The sequence below is a fragment of the uncultured Microbacterium sp. genome (genome assembly GCF_947632095.1).
GTDB lineage: Bacteria > Actinomycetota > Actinomycetes > Actinomycetales > Microbacteriaceae > Microbacterium.
In genome coordinates this window covers 15,422-29,885 of the sequence record NZ_CANROA010000016.1, presented here as the reverse complement: position 1 = coordinate 29,885, position 14,464 = coordinate 15,422, and the positions used below count along the sequence as shown (strand labels likewise).

General features: G+C 64.6%; 13 protein-coding genes. 8 read left to right on the top strand and 5 right to left on the bottom strand.

Features of this window, described 5'->3' with window-relative positions; all coding sequences use genetic code 11:
* Positions 1 to 115 precede the first annotated feature (115 nt).
* Complete coding sequence (gene rpsA, locus Q0Z66_RS06360) at positions 116 to 1,573, bottom strand: 30S ribosomal protein S1 (RefSeq protein ID WP_298039091.1); 1,458 nt, start codon at positions 1,571 to 1,573, stop codon at positions 116 to 118.
* Positions 1,574 to 1,783: 210 nt separating this feature from the next.
* On the opposite strand from rpsA, the gene Q0Z66_RS06355 reads away from it, so the two are divergent.
* The 3 genes from Q0Z66_RS06355 to Q0Z66_RS06345 are packed head-to-tail and all read left to right on the top strand — an operon-like array spanning position 1,784 to position 4,108.
* Positions 1,784 to 2,326: a hypothetical protein gene (locus Q0Z66_RS06355; protein WP_298039089.1), complete on the top strand. Its 543-nt coding sequence runs from the start codon at positions 1,784 to 1,786 to the stop codon at positions 2,324 to 2,326.
* Between the two features lie 56 nt (positions 2,327 to 2,382).
* Entirely contained in the window at positions 2,383 to 3,141 is a 759-nt protein-coding gene (locus tag Q0Z66_RS06350; protein ID WP_298039087.1) for a hypothetical protein, read from the top strand.
* 37 nt (positions 3,142 to 3,178) lie between these two features.
* On the top strand, positions 3,179 to 4,108 hold the full coding sequence (locus Q0Z66_RS06345; RefSeq protein WP_298039085.1) for a 5'-3' exonuclease: 930 nt from the start codon (positions 3,179 to 3,181) through the stop codon (positions 4,106 to 4,108).
* A gap of 12 nt (positions 4,109 to 4,120) precedes the next feature.
* Here Q0Z66_RS06345 and Q0Z66_RS06340 read toward each other — a convergent pair whose 3' ends face one another.
* Positions 4,121 to 5,350: a CynX/NimT family MFS transporter gene (locus Q0Z66_RS06340; protein WP_298039083.1), complete on the bottom strand. Its 1,230-nt coding sequence runs from the start codon at positions 5,348 to 5,350 to the stop codon at positions 4,121 to 4,123.
* Positions 5,351 to 5,400: 50 nt separating this feature from the next.
* Positions 5,401 to 6,465, bottom strand: coding sequence for an anthranilate phosphoribosyltransferase (gene trpD, locus Q0Z66_RS06335; protein ID WP_298039080.1), 1,065 nt, complete (start codon positions 6,463 to 6,465; stop codon positions 5,401 to 5,403).
* A gap of 276 nt (positions 6,466 to 6,741) precedes the next feature.
* On the opposite strand from trpD, the gene Q0Z66_RS06330 reads away from it, so the two are divergent.
* The 5 genes from Q0Z66_RS06330 (at position 6,742) to Q0Z66_RS06310 (ending at position 11,555) form a co-directional block, all read left to right on the top strand.
* Entirely contained in the window at positions 6,742 to 7,299 is a 558-nt protein-coding gene (locus tag Q0Z66_RS06330) for a heme-copper oxidase subunit III (protein ID WP_298039132.1), read from the top strand.
* Between the two features lie 20 nt (positions 7,300 to 7,319).
* Complete coding sequence (locus Q0Z66_RS06325) at positions 7,320 to 8,123, top strand: cytochrome c (RefSeq protein ID WP_298039077.1); 804 nt, start codon at positions 7,320 to 7,322, stop codon at positions 8,121 to 8,123.
* Between the two features lie 36 nt (positions 8,124 to 8,159).
* Complete coding sequence (locus Q0Z66_RS06320; protein WP_298039074.1) at positions 8,160 to 9,239, top strand: ubiquinol-cytochrome c reductase iron-sulfur subunit; 1,080 nt, start codon at positions 8,160 to 8,162, stop codon at positions 9,237 to 9,239.
* Entirely contained in the window at positions 9,236 to 11,047 is a 1,812-nt protein-coding gene (locus tag Q0Z66_RS06315; protein WP_298039069.1) for a cytochrome bc complex cytochrome b subunit, read from the top strand. Before Q0Z66_RS06320 ends, Q0Z66_RS06315 begins: the two co-directional genes overlap by 4 nt.
* A gap of 88 nt (positions 11,048 to 11,135) precedes the next feature.
* Complete coding sequence (locus Q0Z66_RS06310) at positions 11,136 to 11,555, top strand: rhodanese-like domain-containing protein (RefSeq protein WP_298039066.1); 420 nt, start codon at positions 11,136 to 11,138, stop codon at positions 11,553 to 11,555.
* Positions 11,556 to 12,276: 721 nt separating this feature from the next.
* Here the strand turns inward: Q0Z66_RS06310 and Q0Z66_RS06305 are convergent.
* Both Q0Z66_RS06305 and ctaD read right to left on the bottom strand, forming a co-directional pair.
* The gene (locus tag Q0Z66_RS06305) at positions 12,277 to 12,711 is read right to left on the bottom strand and encodes a cytochrome c oxidase subunit 4 (RefSeq protein ID WP_298039063.1); all 435 of its coding nucleotides are present in this window, start codon (positions 12,709 to 12,711) and stop codon (positions 12,277 to 12,279) included.
* Between the two features lie 3 nt (positions 12,712 to 12,714).
* Complete coding sequence (gene ctaD / locus Q0Z66_RS06300) at positions 12,715 to 14,460, bottom strand: cytochrome c oxidase subunit I (protein WP_298039057.1); 1,746 nt, start codon at positions 14,458 to 14,460, stop codon at positions 12,715 to 12,717.
* Between the last annotated feature and the right edge of the window lie 4 nt (positions 14,461 to 14,464).

Genomic DNA, 14,464 nt, shown 5'->3' with positions numbered 1-14,464 from the left:
CGGAAACATGACGAGTCGAGTCGTAATCCGACGTCACACCCGTCTGAAACGGCCCCGGAACGACGGAACGGGCCGCCACCCGGAGGTGACGGCCCGTTCTGCGTTTCAAGCGTTATTACGCGTTGCCGCCCGAGAGCTTCTCGCGCAGTGCGGCGAGAGCCTCGTCGTCAGCGAGCGTGCCGGCGCCGGCCGAGTCGCTCGTGAAGGACTGGGCACCGCCGAAGTCGTCGCCCGCAGCGGCCTCAGCCTCTGCAGCCTTGATGACGGCAGCCTTGTGAGCTTCCCAGCGAGCCTGGGCTGCAGCGTACTCCTGCTCCCATGCCTCGCGCTGTGCGTCGAAGCCTTCCTTCCACGCACCCGTCTCGGGGTCGAAGCCCTCGGGGTACTTGTACTCGCCGTTGTCGTCGTACTCGGCAAGCATGCCGTACAGAGCCGGGTCGAACTCGGTGCCGTTGGGGTCGACCGACTCGTTGGCCTGCTTGAGCGACAGCGAGATACGGCGACGCTCGAGGTCGATGTCGATGACCTTGACGAAGACCTCTTCGCCGACGGAGACGACCTGCTCGGCCAGCTCAACGTGCTTGCTGGAGAGCTCGGAGATGTGGACGAGGCCCTCGATGCCGTCTGCGACGCGCACGAACGCACCGAACGGAACGAGCTTGGTGACCTTGCCCGCGGCGATCTGACCGATCGCGTGGGTGCGGGCGAAGACCTGCCACGGGTCCTCCTGCGTCGCCTTCAGCGACAGGGAGACGCGCTCGCGGTCGAGGTCGACCTCGAGGATCTCGACGGTGACCTCCTGGCCAACCTCGACGACCTCGGAGGCGTGCTCGATGTGCTTCCAGGAGAGCTCGGAGACGTGCACGAGGCCGTCAACGCCGCCCAGGTCGACGAACGCACCGAAGTTGACGATCGAGGAGACCTGGCCCTTGCGGACCTGGCCCTTGTGCAGGTTGTTGAGGAACGTGGTGCGCGACTCGGACTGCGTCTGCTCGAGCAGAGCGCGGCGCGAGAGGACGACGTTGTTGCGGTTCTTGTCGAGCTCGAGGATCTTCGCCTCGATCTCCTGGCCCAGGTAGGGGGTCAGGTCGCGGACGCGGCGCAGCTCGATGAGCGACGCGGGCAGGAAGCCGCGCAGTCCGATGTCGACGATGAGTCCACCCTTGACGACCTCGATGACCGTTCCGGTGACGACGCCGTCGTCTTCCTTGATCTTCTCGACATCGCCCCACGCACGCTCGTACTGAGCACGCTTCTTGGACAGGATCAGGCGGCCTTCCTTGTCCTCCTTCTGGAGAACGAGAGCCTCGACCACGTCGCCGACCTGGACGACCTCGTTGGGGTCGACGTCGTGCTTGATGGAGAGCTCGCGCGAGGGGATGACGCCCTCGGTCTTGTAGCCGACGTCGAGCAGAACCTCATCGCGGTCGATCTTGACGATCGTGCCTTCGATGATGTCGCCGTCGTTGAAGAACTTCAGGGTCTTCTCGACCGCGGCCAGGAAGTCCTCGGCGGATCCGATGTCGTCGATCGCGATCTGCGTGGTGGCCGGGGCGGTCGTTGCGGTAGTCATGTAGTGGGTTGTCCTTGTGGGTGGATACTCGGGCCCCGGCAGCGCACGCCGAGCGTGGAAAAGCTGCGGGACAGGTGGATTTTGAGTGAATCATCACTGAGGCATGCGGATGCTCGCCACAAGTGACACTTCAGAATATCAGAGAAACGCCCAGAACAAGCCTGTGGATAACTCGAACGCGCGCCGCGACCGTCGGGTTACCGTGTGCGGGTGACACCGCCCCGTTCGAAGACCCGCCGCCCCGGCATCCCCGCTGTCGCCGCACTGATCGCGATCACGCTGTCCGGATGCACTCCGACCCCCGAGCCGACGCCCTCGCCGACGCCCGCCTTCGCCAGCGAGGAAGAGGCTTTCGCCGCGGCCGAAAAGGTGTATCGGGCTTACATGGCTGCGTTCAATGACGTTGATTTTCGATTGCCGACGACGTTCGAACCACTCTCCGGCTACACAGCCGGCAGCTACGAGCGCGACGAGCGCGAGCTTCTGTCGCAGATGCACGCGGCGCAACACGTCCGCGGCGGCGCCATCGAGATCATCGAGTTCTCGGGAGTCGAAGTCACCGAACATGGTGAAGTGTTTGCCACAACTTGCAACGACGTGAGCAGCACGACCTATCTCGATGAAGAAGGCCGGAACCTAGTACCGGCAGATCGAGCAGCACGGTATGCGCTTGAGCTGGTCTTCTCCTTGGATGAGACCGGACTAAGACTCACTGAGGCTACGACAGCTGAGGATCCATCGTGCGCCGAATAGCAACGTCGCTGTTGGTCGTTTCCATAGCTCTCTCAACCTTGAGCGTCTCGGGAGCTGTGAGCGCGCTATGCACTTCAGCCCAGCAATCAACAACAGGATGCCCACCGAAAAATACCGGTACCGAAATCATCATCGAAGACTCCCGGGATATCGGCGGCACACCGATCCACATCCCCGTCGGCGACCGGGGGCCCGGCGGCGAGATCATCACCGCGCCGGATCCGCGCGCCGTCGAGTTCACGAAGTGCCTCCATGACTGGGACAGCTACATCCGATGCTTCCGCGGCAGCGAGGAGGAAGAGCCCGACGAGGAGTCCGAGGACGAGACGGTCCCCTCGATCACGATCTCCGATCTCGTCCGCTTCGCGCCGCTCGGAACCGCCCTCGCGGGCGAACCAGAGAACGTCGGAGTCGCCGGCCTGCCGACGAACTTCGTCGCCGCAGCATCCGTCCACACCGTGAGTGAGACGCTGTTCGACCTTCCGGTGACCGTCCGGTTCACCCCGGCCTCCTACGACTACGCGTTCGGCGATGGCGCGACGCTCACCACCGCCGTCGCGGGCAAGTCCTGGGAGCAGCTCGGTCAGGCGCAGTTCACTCCGACCCCGACGAGCCACACCTATGGGGAGCGCGGCACCTACCTCGCATCCGTCGATCTGCGGTATACGGCGGAAGTGGATTTCGGGATCGGATGGTTCCCGATTCCCGGCGAGGTCACCGTCGCGGGTCAGCCGCAGGAGATCCGTGTCTTCGAGGCGCACACCGCGCTGGTCGCCTACACGTGCGAGCAGTCGCCGCGCTCGCCCGGCTGCTGACCCGTGTCGTGTCGGTCCCCTGTGGGAAGCTGATGCCATGAGCGAAAAGCTGATGCTCCTCGACACTGCGTCCCTCTACTTCCGCGCCTTCCACGGCATCCCCGACAAGGTGAAGGCCACCGACGGCACATCGGTGAACGCTGCTCGCGGACTCCTCGACATGATCGCGAAGCTGACCCAGATCTACGATCCCACGCACGTCGTCGCCTGCTGGGACGACGACTGGCGTCCGCACTGGCGCGTTTCCCTCATCCCGAGCTACAAGCAGCACCGCGTCGTCGAGGTCGTCGAGTCCGGCCCCGACGTCGAGGAGATGCCCGAGCCGCTCGCGGCGCAGTTGCCGGTGATCCGCGAGTCGCTGGAGGCGCTCGGCATCCCGATCATCGGCGCCGCCGCCCACGAGGCGGACGATGTGATCGGCACGCTCGCCACGCGCTCCGAGATGCCGGTCGACATCGTCACCGGCGATCGGGATCTCTTCCAGCTCATCGACGATGTACGTGCCGTCCGCATCATCTACACCGCTCGTGGGATGAGCAACCTGGAAGCCGTCACCGCCGAGACGGTAGAGTCCCGCTACGGCATCTTCCCCTCCCAGTACGCGGACTTCGCCACCATGCGCGGAGACGCCTCCGACGGCCTTCCCGGTGTTCCCGGCGTCGGGGACAAGACCGCGGCGACGCTCCTGCAGAGCCATGGCGACCTCGCCCGCATCCGGGCCGCGGCCGAAGCCGGCGGCGGCATGAGCGCCGGCGTCCGGGCCAAGATCCTGGCAGCATCCGCCTATCTGGATGTCGCGCCGACCGTCGTCGCCGTCGCCACCGACCTCGATGTCGCGGCCCCGTCCGTTGCGCTCCGCCCGCTCTCCCCCGTGCACGCAGCCGACGGGCGACGCGTCGCCGAGCAATGGAATCTCGGGGCCTCTATGGAACGCGCGATCGCGTCGCTCTCTCAGAAGCCCCGCTGAAACCCGACCCTTTCAGGAACGGCCGAACGCCTTCACCATCGCCGTCGTGAGTGCGACCCCGTAGAAGACGGCGACGGCCAAGAGTACGAGGAGAGGAATCTCCCACCCTCCGCTGCTCTCGTGAAGCGCGCCGAGCGCCGGTGCCGCCGTCGCCGCGAACAGATAACCGCCGCCCTGCACGACCGCCGACATCGTCGCCGCCTCCGAGTCCGAACGCGCCTGCCGAACGAGAGCCGTGAAGATCAGCACGAAGCCCGCCGCATGCGCAACGGCCCCGAAAGACGCCCACACCGCCGCGAGCGACGGATTCATGAGCAGTCCGCAGACCATCACCGCGAAGCATCCGCCCATCATCACCGCTGACGGCACCGGCCCCACCACGCGCATCAATGCGGGCGCCATCAGCGCCCCGATGATCGCAGCGCCCTGGAAGATCGAGGCGAGAGCCCCCGCGGATGCCGCATCGACCGATGTCGTATCCAGCAGGATCGTCGGCAACCAGGTCGACATCGCGTAGTACACCGCCGACTGAGCGGAGAAAGAGGCGAGCAGCAGCCACACGATCGGACGACGCATGGTTCCCGTCATCCGTCGCTCGACGATCACCGGCACCGGACCGGTCAAGGTCTGGGGATCGATACTCACCGCGCCGGCGCGTCGAGATGCGTCCCCAGCGGGAAGATCCCGAAGAGCCCGGCGTCGACGAAGGATGTGCGCGGACCAGAGGACGACGCCGAGGACAGTGATCATCCCCCATGCCAGGAGTGCGAACGACCAACCGAGGAGTTCCGCCAACGGAACCGTGCCGAGAGCGGTGAGAAGGGAGCCGACGTTGAGCGTCGCGGTGTACGCCGCGGTCGCCGTCGCAACACGATCCGGGGGAACATCGCGACGGATCACCACCGGAATCACGACATTGCCGATCGTGATCGATGCTCCGATCACGAACATCCCCGCGAGCATCGGAGCATAGCCCGGGATCGCGCGCAGCGCCGTGCCCGCCAATACACCGCACAACGACAGCAGCAGCGCCGTCTCGGCCCCCGCCCGCCGTATGAGGAGCGCAGCCAACGGCGTCAGCGCCGCGAACATCAGCACCGGTGCGGTGGTGAGCATCCCCGCCGAGGCACCCGTCAGCCCGAGATCGGCGGTGATCTCGGGCAGCACCGGAGTCACCGCGATGATCGGACCGCGCATGCTCAGCGCTGCCACGAGCACGGCCGACAGGACGAACCAGGGCATCGCGCGGCGCATCATGAGCTGCGCCCCGCTCCCCCGAACCCCATCTCAGATCACGCCGAGCCGAGTTCGCGCGCCGTGGTGATCCATTCCTCGAGCTTCGCCGTCGCGCGGCCGTCGTCGATCGCGGCCTCCGCACGGTCGTAAGCGTCGCGAAGACGCTCGAGAATCGGTCTCTGCACCTGAGCCGCGTCTCGCGAGAGCTCGAAGGAGACGATGCCCGCTGCCGCATTGAGCAGCACGATGTCGCGGACCGCGCCCTTCGTGCCGGCGAGAGTCTCCCGGAGGATCCCGGCGTTGTGCTCGGGAGTTCCGCCGATGAGCTGCGACATCTGAGCGACGGGGATGCCGAGATCCCGCGGGTCCAGATCGTGCTCGTGGATATCGCCACGTGTGACTTCCCAGATTCGGCTGTGGCCCGTGGTCGTGAGCTCGTCCAGCCCGTCGTCACCGCGGAATACCAGCGCAGTCGCCCCTCGTGTCCGGAAGACGCCCGTGATCAGCGGGACGCGCTCGAGCTGGGCCACGCCCACGGCGTTCGCCTCCGCGCGGGCCGGGTTGCAGAGCGGGCCCAGCATGTTGAACACGGTGGGAACTCCGAGCTCGCCCCGCGCAGCACCCGCATGCTTGAAACCGGGGTGGAAGGCAGCGGCCCAGGCGAAAGTGATGCCGGTCCGATCGAGCACGGCGGAAACGTGCTCCGGATCCAGCGTCAGTTCGAGCCCGAGCGCACCGAGCACATCCGATGAACCGGATGCGGAGCTCGCGGCGCGGTTCCCGTGCTTGACCACCGGCACGCCGGTAGCCGCGATGATCACGGCGGCCGTCGTCGAAACGTTGACCGTTCCGTAGCGGTCGCCGCCCGTGCCGACGATGTCGAGCACATCGGGTGAGACCGGCAGCGGCACAGCGGCTTCGAGGATCGCGTCGCGGAAACCGACGATCTCATCGATCGTCTCGCCCTTGGCCCTCAGTGCGACCAGGAAACCGGCGAGCTTCGCATCGGAGACATCGCCCTGCATCACCTGGCGCATCGCCCAGGTCGACTCCCAAACACTGAGATCACGCCTTTCGAGGAGGGAAGTGAGGACGTCGGGCCATGTCAATGAGTCAGCCATGGAGCGATCTTATCGGCGGCGGAGAGGTGCGCCGTGACACCGCTGGGCATCGACACCCTTGATTTCATCGGCATTCACCGAGAATTCGCAGTGTTCTCTTAGGCAACCCTTAGTTAGACTCGGGCGAATCGACCTCCCCAGGTGCAAGAATCACGCTCCAGGATCAGCCATAATGGAGGGGTGACCACCTCAGCGACCTATGCCCCGGCGGCAAGAACCATCAAGCGCCCGAATCCGGTAGCTGTCGGCACCATCGTGTGGCTCGGCAGCGAGGTGATGTTCTTCGCGGGACTGTTCGCGATTTACTTCACCCTCCGCAGCACGTCCCCCGAACTCTGGGCCGACCGTACCGATCTGTTGAACGTGACCTTCGCGTCCATCAACACCGCGATCCTGGTCCTCTCCTCGTTCACGTGCCAGTTGGGCGTGTTCGCGGCTGAGGACATGCAGTCCTACCGCATCAAGAAGGGCCAGGTGAACGCCGCCGGCCGCCGCCGCCTCTTCGGATGGGGAATGGTCGAGTGGTTCTGGCTGACCTTCGCACTCGGAGCAATCTTCGTCTCCGGCCAGGTCTGGGAGTACGCGACGCTCGTCGCCGAGGGTCTGCCGATCCAGGCTGACGCCTACGCCTCCGCCTTCTACATCACGACCGGCTTCCACGCCCTCCACGTGACCGGTGGTCTCATCGCATTCCTGCTCGTCATCGGACGCGCATACGCCGTCAAGAACTTCACGCACAAGGAGGCGACCACCTCGATCGTTGTGTCCTATTACTGGCACTTCGTCGACGTCGTCTGGATCGTGCTGTTCTTCGTCATCTACTTCCTGAAATAAGAGCGGAGCTGACCTGCGAAATGGCACGAGAGAAGAAGCGTCGCTCGAATGGTCGCCGCAGCCCCCTGGCTGCCGCGGCCCTCATCGGCGCGGGACTCCTGATCACCGGCGGCATCTACGCCGGCGCTACGGCAGCGATCGCCGCGACCGAAACGCCCACGGCTGCGAGCACGCAGCTCACGGTTGAAGATGGCGAGAAGCTGTTCCAGGCGAACTGCGCGACCTGCCACGGTCTCGACATGCAGGGAACCGCCAACGGCCCGAGCCTCTACGGCGTCGGCGAGCTGTCGGTCGAGTTCCAGCTGGCCACAGGCCGCATGCCCCTGCAGATGCAGGGACCGCAGGCACCGCAGAAGCCCGCACAGTTCACAGAGGACCAGATCCACGCGATGGCGGCCTATGTGCAGTCCGTTGCCCCCGGCCCGTCCTACCCCGCCGACGAGATCCTCGACGGCGGCGGAGACGTCGCCCACGGCGCGGAGCTCTTCCGCATCAACTGCGCGATGTGCCACAACGTCGCCGGCGCCGGTGGAGCGCTCACCGAGGGCAAGTACGCCCCCGCGCTCACCAACACCAGCGCGCTGCACATCTACGCGGCCATGGTCACGGGCCCGCAGAACATGCCGGTATTCGGAGACATGAACCTTTCCGACGACGACAAGCGCGACATCATCTCGGCTCTGCTGTTCCAGCAGGAGGCCGTCGAGGTCGGTGGCTTCACGCTCGGATCGCTGGGACCTGTTTCCGAGGGTCTTTTCATCTGGATCTTCGGCATCGGCGCGCTCGTCGCCGTTTCCGTGTGGATCACTGCGAAGTCCAACTGACGAATTCATATCGAAGAGGAACGTACGAGGAGCACCATGGCACACGACGACGACTCGCAGGCTCTTGACAGGGCCTACCAGCCCTCTCCAGGGCTGGGTGTCGCAGTCAGCGATCCCGTGCAGAACCCTGGTCTGCCGCCCCACCGGGTGCGGATGACGGACAAGGATCCGAAGGCTGAGAAGCGCGCGGAACGCACTGTCTACACGCTGTTCTACCTGTCGCTCGCCGGCAGCATCTGGGCAGTAGCGGCATACATGCTGTTCCCGATCGAGGATGGGTCGCTCCTAGCGATCCGCTACAACAACCTCTTCATCGGGCTCGGCATCGCGCTCGCGCTGCTTGCTATCGGCATCGGCGCAATCCACTGGTCCAAGGCGCTCATGAGCGACAAGGAGCACGTGGAACTGCGCCATCCCACCCGCGGCACCGACGCGACCCGCGAGGGCGCCATCGAGGTCTTCGAGGCGGCCAACGAGGAGTCCGGCTTCGGGCGCCGCTCGATGATCCGCAACTCGCTGATCGCAGCACTCGTGGCATCCATCGTTCCGGGAGTGACGTTGTTCCGCGGCCTTGCCCCGCACAACAACTCGGGAGGAAACCCGCACGCGGGAGACCCCGTCTACCTGCTCAAGCACACGATGTGGGAAGAGGGCCAGCGTCTGGTCCGCGACCCGGACGGAACACCGATCCGCGCTGCGGACGTCACCCTGGGCTCGGCGTTCCACGTCATTCCCGAGGACCTGGCCTCGCTCTCGCACCACGACGGCTACCTCGAGGAGAAGGCCAAGGCCATCGTCCTCATGATGCGCCTGCGCCCCGAGCAGCTCATCGAGACCGAGGACCGCAAGGACTGGTCCTACGACGGAATCGTCGCCTACTCGAAGGTCTGCACGCACGTCGGCTGCCCTGTTGCTCTGTACGAGCAGCAGACGCACCACCTGCTGTGCCCCTGCCACCAGTCGCAGTTCGACGTCACCGACCGCGCAAAGGTCATCTTCGGCCCGGCTGCGCGCCCGCTGCCGCAGCTGCCCATCACCGTCGACGATGAGGGCTACCTCATCGCCCGCAGCGACTTCACCGAACCCGTCGGCCCGAGCTTCTGGGAGCGCCATTGAGTACCGCAACGCTGTCCAAAGAGGACAAAGACAAGAAGGCTCCGCTCGGCGGACGCTTCGTCGGAGGTGCGGCGAACTACATCGATGAGCGCTCCAGCATCTCCGGCATCGTCAAGGAGATCGGTCGCAAGATCTTCCCCGACCACTGGTCGTTCATGCTCGGCGAGATCGCGCTCTGGGCGTTCGTCGTGGTCTTCATCTCCGGCTCGTTCCTGACGTTCTTCTTCCAGGCGTCGATGGTCGAGACCCACTACACCGGTGCATACGCGCCGATGCGCGGTATCGAGATGTCCGTTGCGTTCGAGTCCGCGCTGCGCATCTCTTTCGATATCCGCGGTGGTCTGCTCGTCCGTCAGATCCATCACTGGGCTGCCCTCGTGTTCATCGCCGGCATCGGCGTGCACATGCTGCGAGTGTTCTTCACCGGTGCGTTCCGCAAGCCGCGCGAGCTCAACTGGGTGATCGGTTTCGTGCTGTTCATCCTGGCTCTCGCCGAAGGCTTCACGGGCTACTCGCTTCCGGACGACCTGCTCTCGGGCAACGGTCTGCGAATCATCGACGGCATGATCAAGGGTCTGCCCCTGATCGGCACGTGGACCTCGTTCCTGATCTTCGGCGGCGAGTTCCCGGGCACGGATATCGTCGGCCGCCTGTACACGATGCACATCCTGCTGCTGCCGATGCTGGTAATCGCCTTCATCGTCCTGCACCTGATGCTCATGATCATCAACAAGCACACGCAGTTCGCCGGCCCCGGCCGGACGAACGACAACGTCGTGGGCTACCCGATGATGCCGGTCTACATGTCGAAGATGGGCGGATACCTGTTCATCGTCTTCGGCGTGATCGTCCTGATCGCATCGTTCTTCCAGATCCTGCCGTTCTGGCAGTACGGGCCGTATGACCCGTCCCCCATCTCGGCTGGTACGCAGCCCGACTGGTACATCGGCTTCGCCGATGGAGCACTGCGCCTTGCGCCGTCGAACTGGGACATCGTGTTCATGGACCGGACCTGGTCGTTCGGAATCCTGATTCCCGTCGCAGTCCTGGGTCTGTTCATCGTCGCTGTCGCCATCTACCCCTTCATCGAGGCGTGGATCACGGGCGACAAGCGCGAGCACCACATCGCTGAGCGCCCGCGCAACGCCGCGACGCGCACCGCGATCGGTGTCGCCGGTGTCATCTTCTACGCGGTCATGTGGGCAGCTGCCTCCTCCGACCTCATGGCTACGCACTTCATGCTCACCATGGAAGGCGTCATCCACACCCTGCAGGCTCTGCTGTTCGTCGGCCCGATCCTCGGCTACTTCATCACGAAGCGCATCTGCATCGCGCTTCAGAAGAAGGACCGCGAGATCGTCCTGCACGGTTACGAGTCCGGACGCATCGTCCGCCTCCCCGGTGGCGAGTACATCGAGGTGCACAAGCCCGTCGATGTCTACGACCGGTGGAAGCTCATCGATGTCGAGTCGTACGAGCCGCTCGTCGTCCGCCCGAACGCCAAGGGACGCATCCCGTGGACCCAGAACGTTCGTTCGGCGATGTCGCGCTGGTTCTACGAGGACCGTCTCGCTCCGCTCACGCAGACTGAGGTCGCTGCCGCGGATGCTCACCAGCAGCACGTCACTGAGGCCGCAGATGCGGCGGAGGCAGCGGAGATCCAGGGCGCTCACGAGCGCGCCGGAGCTCCTGACGCCCCCCTCACCGCTCCGGACGAGAAGCACCTCGGCGAGACCGCCAACAAGCCCAGCACGGTGATCGCCGATGAGTCGGGCAAGAAGAACAAGGAGGGGAACGCGGAGGCCTGATCTTCGCTCCTCTCCCCGGGCCCCGCAGCTTTCGAGCTGCGGGGCCTTTTCGTTCCCGCTGCGACGTGCGCATTCGTAGACTGGCGACATGAATTCTGTAGTCGACTATTTCACCGCAAAGCTCTCTTCCGAGACCGATGCCAGCGACCTGTACGCTCGTCAGAAGGCCGGGGATCAGATCGTCCTGATCGATGTCCGCTCCGAGGAGGCGTGGACTCAAGGACGGGTCGCCGGCGCCGTGCACATGCCCTACTCCGAGATCGCCTCCCGGGCGGTCGACGAGGTTCCCGCCGGTACGGAGGTCGTGGTGTACTGCTGGAGTCCCGGTTGCAATGCCGGCGCGAAGGGTGCACTCGAGTTCGCGAGGCTCGGCTATGCCGTGCGGGAGATGATCGGCGGTTACGAATACTGGGTGCGCGAGGGATACCCCATTGAAACAGCCGATGAGATCAGCCGCCGCCCTATCGATCCCAATGTCGGTGTGCCGCGCATCCGTTCCCGCGCCTGAGCAACCCACGGCCCGGCCTGCGCTCAACGGACCTTATCCGCTCCTGGTCAAAGCCGCTCGCCTCCCCTGACGAGCATCGTGTCGTCGCCAATGCTTGGTGACACGTTGCTGGGAAGGCATGCGTGATGACGAAGATGACGATTCTGCTTGCCGGTTCATCGGCGGCGATTCCCGTCGGAGGCGTCGACTGTGCTCCAGCAGCCGATGGGGAGACGGACCTCTTCCACCCCTCCCCCCTATCGGGACTGTCGCCCCCTCACGCAGCACCATCAGTCTGGGGACCGGTCCCGGCCAGATGTGCTCGATGCAGCAACCGGAAAGAATCTCTATCCGCAGCTGCCTAGCACCTCCGTCTGTGCCAATAGGCCGGAGATCTGCGACGAAGGGCGGATGTTCTGCCTCGATCGCTCGCAGTACCGAAATGACTACCGCTCAGATCCCATGGTCCTGGCTTGTCGTCCAGGTGATCGAGCACTCAACATCGCCGATGTCTCGCCAGGGTATGCCCGCGGATGCTTCTCCCCTGTGGACGTCCCCGCCTCAGACGGTCAAACTCGCCGGCATCTGCCGTGTATATCCCCTTCTCCCACACACCTGCATACGGGCCTGTGCTGCACAAGGGTGCACTCTGCTTCGACCCCGCAGAGACCCGCCGTGAACCGCACCGCCACAACGCAGAACGCCCCGGATAATCTTGTCCGGGGCGTTCTTGATGCGAGAGTCAGCGGGCGAAGTTGCCGCGGTAGAACTCGTAGACCCAGCCGACGATCGCGATGACGAAGATCGCGAGCCCGATCGGCAGGAGGAAGGTTCCCACCGCCATGCCGACGAGGAACACACCTGCAGATGCTGCGAGGACCATGGGCCACCAGGACCACGGGGCGAACTCGCCGACCTCGGGGTCACCGTCGTCGATGTCCGACGTCAGGATGTCCTCGGGCAGCTCGCCGCCCTGTGACTTGTGTACGCGCTGGAGGTACACAGCGACCATCGCGCCCATGACTGCTCCGAAAAGCAGCGCGACCGTACCGACCCACTCGACACGCGCAGCGCCGACGAGCTCGGGGTAGGCGAGGACGTGCCAGACCGTGTAGACGGCGGCGACGATCAGGAAGAAGACCGCGAGGATCCACCAGATGACGACGTTTGAACGCATGGCTTACTTGGCCTCTCCGCTAGCACCGGCCAGAGCCGGTTCCGGTGCGGCGACGGGGTGCTCCGCAGCCTCGGGGTGGTTCAGGTCGAACGCAGGACGCTCGCTGCGGATGCGCGGGATCGACGTGAAGTTGTGTCGCGGCGGCGGGCAGCTGGTCGCCCACTCGAGCGAACCGCCGTAGCCCCACGGGTCGTTGACCATGACCTTGGGCGCCTTGCGGGCAGTGATCCAGACGTTCAGGAAGAACGGGATCATGGAGGCGCCGAGGATGATCGATCCGATGGTGGAGATCTGGTTGCCCCACGTCCAGCCGTCAGCAGCCGAGTAATCGGCATAACGGCGGACCATGCCATCGACGCCCAGCCAGTGCTGGATGAGGAACGTCATGTGGAAGCCGATGAACAGCATCCAGAAGTGGACGTAGCCGAGACGCTCGTTGAGCATGCGTCCGGTCCACTTCGGCCACCAGAAGTAGAAGCCGGCGAACATCGCGAAGACGACAGTGCCGAAGACGACGTAGTGGAAGTGGGCGACCACGAAGTACGAGTCGCTGATGTGGAAGTCGAGCGGAGGCGCGGCCAGGATGACACCGGTCAGACCGCCGAAGACGAACGACACGAGGAAGCCGAGAGAGAACACCATCGGCGTCTCGAACGTTACGGAACCTCGCCACAGCGTTCCGATCCAGTTGAAGATCTTCACACCCGTCGGAACTGCGATGAGCATGGTCATCAGAGCGAAGAACGGCAGCAGAACCGATCCCGTGACGTACATGTGGTGAGCCCAGACCGAGACCGACAGCGCCGCGATCGCGATCGTCGCGTACACGAGAGTCTTGTAGCCGAAGATCGGCTTACGGCTGAAGACCGGGAAGATCTCGGAAACGATGCCGAAGAACGGCAGAGCGATGATGTACACCTCGGGGTGGCCGAAGAACCAGAACAGGTGCTGCCAGAGCAGGACGCCACCATTCGCCGGGTCGTAGACGTGCGAGCCGAGGATGCGGTCGGATGCCGCAGCGAACATGGCTGCTGCGAGGACCGGGAAGGCCATGAGGATCAGGAGACTCGTGACGAGCGTGTTCCAGGAGAAGATCGGCATGCGCCACATCGTCATGCCCGGTGCACGCATCGTGATGATCGTCGTGATGAAGTTCACGGCGCCGAGGATCGTACCGAATCCGGACATTCCGAGTCCGACCATCCAGAGGTTTCCTCCGACTCCCGGAGAGAACGATGCATTTGCGAGCGGCTGGTAAGCGAACCAACCGAACGACGCAGCACCCTGCGGCGTGAGGAATCCGGCGATCGCGATGATCGATCCGAAGGAGAACAGCCAGAATGCGAAGGCGTTCAAACGCGGGAATGCCACGTCGGGCGCGCCCAGCTGCAGCGGCAGGATCGCGTTCGCGAAGCCCGCGAAGAGCGGCGTCGCGAACATCAGCAGCATGATCGTGCCGTGCATCGTGAACAGCTGGTTGTACTGCTCCTTCGTCGGGATGATCTGCATTCCCGGAGCGAAGAGCTCAGCGCGGATGACAAGAGCCATCACACCGCCGAGGAGGAAGAAGATGACCGAGGAGATCAGGTACATGTACCCGATCGTCTTGTGGTCGGTGGAAGTGATCCACTTGACGAAGATGTTGCCCTTCTCCGACGTGCGCGACGAGCTCAGCAGAGCCGCCTGACGCGCCGGAGTGCCACTGGGGCGTGATCCGTGGAGATCACCGTTGGCAGAATTCGTGGACATAGAG

Bases quoted from the DNA above. Each gene is read 5' to 3' on its own strand.
- rpsA (WP_298039091.1), bottom strand. From the start codon at position 1,573: ATGACTACCGCAACGACCGCCCCGGCCACCACGCAGATCGCGATCGAC.
- Q0Z66_RS06340 (WP_298039083.1), bottom strand. From the start codon at position 5,350: ATGCCCTGGTTCGTCCTGTCGGCCGTGCTCGTGGCAGCGCTGAGCATG.
- ctaD (WP_298039057.1), bottom strand. From the start codon at position 14,460: ATGTCCACGAATTCTGCCAACGGTGATCTCCACGGATCACGCCCCAGT.
- Q0Z66_RS06305 (WP_298039063.1), bottom strand. From the start codon at position 12,711: ATGCGTTCAAACGTCGTCATCTGGTGGATCCTCGCGGTCTTCTTCCTG.
- Q0Z66_RS06320 (WP_298039074.1), top strand. From the start codon at position 8,160: ATGGCACACGACGACGACTCGCAGGCTCTTGACAGGGCCTACCAGCCC.
- Q0Z66_RS06345 (WP_298039085.1), top strand. From the start codon at position 3,179: ATGAGCGAAAAGCTGATGCTCCTCGACACTGCGTCCCTCTACTTCCGC.
- Q0Z66_RS06330 (WP_298039132.1), top strand. From the start codon at position 6,742: ATGTTCTTCGCGGGACTGTTCGCGATTTACTTCACCCTCCGCAGCACG.
- Q0Z66_RS06325 (WP_298039077.1), top strand. From the start codon at position 7,320: ATGGCACGAGAGAAGAAGCGTCGCTCGAATGGTCGCCGCAGCCCCCTG.
- trpD (WP_298039080.1), bottom strand. From the start codon at position 6,465: ATGGCTGACTCATTGACATGGCCCGACGTCCTCACTTCCCTCCTCGAA.
- Q0Z66_RS06310 (WP_298039066.1), top strand. From the start codon at position 11,136: ATGAATTCTGTAGTCGACTATTTCACCGCAAAGCTCTCTTCCGAGACC.